Below are 5,392 nucleotides of genomic sequence, written 5' to 3'. Positions count from 1 at the left end.
CTGTGGACTGATCTCGTGCGGGCCGCGACGCCCAAACCGTTGCAGACTCAGATGCAGGCCCTGGCCGTCGACGCCTTAACCGGCTACGCCGAGCATCCAGGGCTGGGGGTGGCGCTGCGCCGAGCGGCGCACCGCGCCGCCAAGCGGTACTCCGTCGAGGATCTGGGGATCCCGTCGAACCCGCGGCATCCCACTGTGTACGACTTCTTCGACGACTATCTGCGCCCCGCCTACCAGGTCCAAGATCGCTCACAAGCCAACGCCTGGTGCGGCAAATGGTGGGCGCATCAGAGCGTGGTGTTTCGTGTCCGGGCGATGTGGCGCAGCTACGAGTATCTGGCGGTGACCGATCCCATGCGGGCCGACGAGATCTTCCTACGCACCGTTGGCGATCACCACATGCGGATCCTTCTCGGACCCGAATCGCCGATGGCGTCGTGCCGAAATCACCACGAACCCTCCGAGATCCTGCGCTCAGAACCGATGGAGAAGACTAAATGAACAGCCAGAATCGCGAGCAGCACATGTCGATGCTTGCCCGTGCCAGCCGCATAGCCGGACGTCAGGGCGGTTTCCGCGAACGCACCCACTACCTGACGGCCGCCGAGCTGCGCACGGTTCCCGTCACCCGGTTACTGCGGGAGACGGCCTGGGCCGATCGCCCCGACGCCTCCGAGCAATGGAGAGACGAACGTCGCCAGATCGTCGCGGACGAGTTCGCCCGCCGGGGCTTCGAGACGGCGGCCGCCGACGTCTGGCATCGGTGGGAGCCCGCAGATTACGACGGCCGCGCCCTCCTGGATGAACAGCGCCGGCTCCAGGCCGAGCGCGAGGCCGCCAAGACACAGGACATAGATGTCGATCGCGGACAGGAAATGACTGTGCTGTGGGCGGTGTCAGCACTGGTCACAGCCGGTGCGGTGACTGAATTGATCGACGGTGACGAGGTCATGGAGCGGGTGACCTCAGCGCTGTCGCAGACGTGGGAAGGCCTCGAGAGCGACCCAACTATGGGCGGCGAGCTGGACATGTCCACAGGGTCAGACCTGTCCGCCAGTCTGAGCGCCGCCTCGGCGCCGGCCACTGCCGAGACCGCCATGGCGGCCGATGTCGCGACGGCCTCCCCTGAGGTCGACCCCGACATCGAAATGTAGGAGACCACCATGACCGAACCGACCCCTGCCGCAACCGACCTGAGGGCTCGACTGGGCTCCGCACTCGCCGCCACCGGGTCCCCGCTGAGTCTGAAGCCGCACCGCCCGACCTGGCTGCCCGACGACGAGATCTCGTTCTCTGACTCGCGCTTCACAAGTAGTGATGTGCTGATCCCAGGTGGTAGTCGAGCGACGCTCCTGGCCTCCCGACTCGAGAACCTGCTCACCACCGAATCGATCAGCGATGTCATCACCCGTATCGAGAACCTGTCGGCGGCGTACGAGATTGCCGACGCCGTCGAACGTGAAACAAGCGGCAGAAGCCCGTACGCCCGCGCTGCCCGCGCCGGTTTCGCCGACAAGGCGCTCGCACACGCAGTGGTCAGCCTGTATTCAGACGACGATGCGATGACGGTGGACGTCCCGGTGCAGCAGGTCAACCTCTACATCGAAGATAAGATCGGCGCCAGCGCAATGCACGCTCTGGAGGCCGAGGTGGATCGGGTCACCGGCACCACGTTCCTCGAGCGAGTGGAGCTTCCGCAACCCGTGGGATCGATGATCCGCGAGGGAACGTGGTCGCCCTCGACCGAGACCGAGAAATCCAGCCCGTTCGACGCCGATAATTCCAGCTCGATGGGAGCCGAGAGATCAAGCCCGTTTCGGCTGGGGAACCTGTTCACACGTTGCTCGGCTGAGAACAGCCGTTCAGAGATCGCCCCGGTCACCAGCCCAGGACGCGACGCAGCGGCCGAGAGTTGGTTCGAACTGTGAGCTGAGGCTATACCTCTGGCCCCTGTGACGGCTCCCTGCCGGGCACAGGGGCTTCGTGGTGTGTCGGCCCGTCCGGCTCCGGCTCGCCCGAACCCGGTTGCGAGCTGAACGGGTCGACGTCGAACGGGTTGGCATCAAAGGGGCCCTGGCGGTGGGAGGCCGTGAAGGGGTCCAGCTCTGCGTCGACCGGGCCGAGGTCCTCCTCCAAGGGCGTGTGAGTGAGGCTGGTGTGCTCGGCCAGGGCGGCGGCCGCGTAGTCGGCCAGCTCTGTGTCCATGCCGGGGTGCCGAGAGGGCAGGGGGGCCAGGTGGCCGAGGTCGGTGTCGGTGTCTGTTTCGTATCCCGATAGCCAGCCGGTGGCCGAGGCGAGCGGGTCGTCCGGGGCATCGACCTCGTGGTGCCACTGTGCGATCGCGGCGGCGACGTCAACGCCGCGGGCAAGCGCCTTGTCGACGGCGGCGCGCAAGGGCGCTGTCTCTGCCTCAGGCACTTCACCGACGGCCATAGAGCCCACCAGGTGCGTGGTGTAGTCGAGCACGAGCAGATCGCGGGCGGCGGCGTAACCGGCGGCCATGCGGTCCGGATCATCGGCGGCGGCAAGCGCGTCACGGAGTTGTTCGGTGGCGGTGGTGTGACCGTCGTCCCGGGCCAGCGCCGCGGTCAGGACACCGCGAGCGGTGGTCAGCCTGTCGTCAACCTCCGGGGCCAGGTGTGGCTTCTCGGTCTCCATATCCAGCGGAGAGTCTGTGACGGCGTAGGCGTGGTTCTCGGCCCGGCCGCGGGACAGGGCAACGTACAAACCGCGGCGGTTCGTCGCGTCGTCGACGACGGTGCGAGAGACGTCGACGGTAATGCCCTGCGCGCGGTGAATGGTGGCCGCGTAACCCAGCTCCGTACAGCCGGCGACGTAGTCGGCATCGAGAGTGACCCGGCCGCGGTGCCCAAGGTGCCGCACGGTCAGCGACCCATCCGCGCCGACCTTCTCCACGCGCCAGCGGTCACCGTTCTGCACGCGGGAGCCCGGTCTGGTTCCACCCTTGGTGCGAAGGTCCCCGTTGTTGGTGCGGGTGACGACAACGTCGCCGCGGCCGGCGGTCAGATCGTCGGCAAGGTCGACCAGACTGCGCGCCTGAGCGGCTCCGGTGTCACGGTGACGATTCTGGATCTGGGTGTTGAGTTCACGAACTGTGGCGGTGGTGGAGGCCAGGACGATCCCGTCGCGACCGGCGTCGGTGTCGGCGAAGTGATCGGCAACTGCGGCGGCGATCATCTCCTCACGGGCGCCACCGTGGACCCAGCCCTTGTCGGCGTGGAACTGCAGGGCGTCCGGTTCGCCGGAGCGGATGCCGATGGAGGCGCGGGCCTGCGCGGTGTCGTCACCGAAGCGGACGACGTCGGTCAGTTCGGGTGCGTTGGTCTCGGAGGCCACCAGGCGCATCAGGCCGCCGGACTCGACGGCGTCGAGCTGCGCGGGATCTCCCACCATGCGCACCACCGCGCCGCGATCGCGGGCGATCTCCACGAGCGCCGCGACGTCCTTCGTGGAGGCCATGGCGGCCTCATCGAGCAGCAGCATTGCACCCGGTTCGATGGTGAGCGGCAACGTGCGGGCGGCGTAGCCCATGGACTCTAGTTTTCCCCGCCAGCGGTAGGTCAGCGAGGCAAGCGTGCGGGCTTCGGCGCCGATTTCCTCACCGAGAGTTTCGGCGGCGACCGCAGAGGGCGCCAGCGCGATGACCTGTCGCCCGGAGGCTCGCCACGCGGCGGTGACGGCCTTCATGGAGGTGGTCTTGCCGGTGCCGGCGGGGCCGACGCCGGCGGCGACGAGTTGCCCGGACAGGCAGAAGTGTTCGGCAAGTGCGCGCTGTCCGGGGTTGAGGACGCGGCCGCTCGCGGACTCGTGTTCGGCGATCACTGCCCGCAGTTGCTCGCCGGTGGTGAACACCGCCACGGGCGTTTGTGCGGCGCCGGTGACAAGTTGCTCGGCGTCGAGCATGGCGGTCGAGGTGTGGAGCAGCTCGCCGTGGCGCTCGAGGACACTGAGCCTGTCGGAGTCGCGCCGCAGCGCGGTGGGCGCCTCCAGTGTGTCGGGCGTCGACAGGGCCACCGACCCGCGTCCCAGAGCGTGGTCCACTACCGCGCTCACGGCCTCGTCGCGCTCGGTCGGTGAGGTGAAGGCGACGTTGGTCAGCTGGGTCTCGACCACGGCCCGCACGTGCGCGTGGGTCCACGTCGCTCGGGCATCGGACACGGTCTCGATGACGTGGGCGGACTCGACCTCGAGGCCGTCCATCTGCCGCACCGAGGGGTTCATCTCCTTGATCCGATCATCCGGTGGCTCGGGGTTTAGCGCGGTAGAGACCATGGCGTCGACGGCGGCTTCTGATCCGAGGTGACGGGCGGCCAATCGGCGCCAGGTCGACTGGTGGTCGGCCAGCGATCGGGACTCCTGCTTGCCTTCCCGGGTGTCTAGCGTGGCTTGCTGCAGAAGGGCGTACTGGACCGCCTGAGTCGGTGCCCGGCCGTGCTTGGTCCGGTACTCGGCGAGGAGCTCGTCGCGGCGAGCCTCGACCATCTGACGGCGTGAGGAGAACGCGCGGCACAGTGTCTGATCGATACCTGCGACCTCCCAGACGGGTTGCCTGTCGCGTGTGGGATAGCGGGCTTCGAACGCCACGCCAATCTCCCGGCGAAGCCGATCAACGATCGCCGCGTTGTAGCGCTGGGACGCGGCAACAGCGTGCTTGTGCAGTGCCGCTCCATCGAGGGCGGACCACTTGCCGTCGACGCCGAGAACCTTGTTCGACACCGCGCAGTGGGTGTGCAGGTTCGGGTCGCCGGCGCGGGTGTCGTAGTGGTCGAACTGGGCCACGATCAAGCCGTGGGTGTCGATCTGCCGCTCGCTGCGATCACCGCGGCGGGTGAAGGCGGCCTCGCGTTCGATCCACGCCAGGGAGTCGTTGACGCACTCGCGGTGGATGCGTTCGATCTCTCGCCGGGTGTCGGTGTCCGCCAGGGCCCATAGGGTGCTGACGGACTTCTGCGGAGTGAACACCAGGTCCATGCCGGCGACCGGCTGACGCACGTTGCTGCGCTGCGCGGCGGCCCAGGACAGCAGCTCCCGATCCGTGGGTGGCTGGTGTCCGAACTTGGCGCGGTAGTGCTTGTCTGCCAGCGTCCGCCACGCCTCCGAGGTGGTGGCCTTGTCGATCGTGTGGCCCTCCTCGGCCAGCTCCCTGAGCGTGGACTTGTACTCCTCCACGAGCGGGATTTCGTTCTTGAACTCGGGGAACTTCCGACCGAGCGCGGTCTCTTTGAGGTCGGCGCCGGCCTCGAGCATCTGGTCGGTGTTGGGGTGCCGGCCCTCGCCGAACAGCGCCTTCATCTGCTCCTCGGACACCGTGCCGGACACCGGGCTGATCTCTGAGAGGGCTTCTAAGCCAGCGCCGTGCCAGCGGCCGGGA

General features: G+C 67.8%; 4 protein-coding genes. 3 read left to right on the top strand and 1 reads right to left on the bottom strand.

Going from position 1 to position 5,392, the window contains the following annotated elements:
• The 3 genes from G6021_RS16810 to G6021_RS16485 form a co-directional block, all read left to right on the top strand.
• Nucleotides 1-501: DUF4913 domain-containing protein (locus G6021_RS16810; RefSeq protein ID WP_206682677.1), on the top strand; the 501-nt coding region annotated here is incomplete at its 5' end.
• Complete coding sequence (locus G6021_RS16490; RefSeq protein ID WP_182611269.1) at nucleotides 498-1,154, top strand: hypothetical protein; 657 nt, start codon at nucleotides 498-500, stop codon at nucleotides 1,152-1,154. The genes G6021_RS16810 and G6021_RS16490, both read left to right, overlap by 4 nt.
• Nucleotides 1,155-1,163: 9 nt before the next feature.
• Entirely contained in the window at nucleotides 1,164-1,928 is a 765-nt protein-coding gene (locus G6021_RS16485; protein ID WP_182611270.1) for a hypothetical protein, read from the top strand.
• A gap of 7 nt (nucleotides 1,929-1,935) precedes the next feature.
• Here the strand turns inward: G6021_RS16485 and mobF are convergent.
• On the bottom strand, nucleotides 1,936-5,392 hold a 3,457-nt coding region (mobF, locus tag G6021_RS16480; protein WP_182641756.1), incomplete at its 5' end, for a MobF family relaxase.

Source organism: Dietzia sp. CW19, assembly GCF_014145265.1.
Taxonomy (GTDB): Bacteria; Actinomycetota; Actinomycetes; order Mycobacteriales; family Mycobacteriaceae; genus Dietzia; species Dietzia natronolimnaea.
Note: the sequence above shows the minus strand (reverse complement) of the source record. Positions and strands in the feature narration are given on the sequence as shown.

Bases quoted from the DNA above. Each gene is read 5' to 3' on its own strand.
- G6021_RS16485 (WP_182611270.1), top strand. From the start codon at position 1,164: ATGACCGAACCGACCCCTGCCGCAACCGACCTGAGGGCTCGACTGGGC.
- G6021_RS16490 (WP_182611269.1), top strand. From the start codon at position 498: ATGAACAGCCAGAATCGCGAGCAGCACATGTCGATGCTTGCCCGTGCC.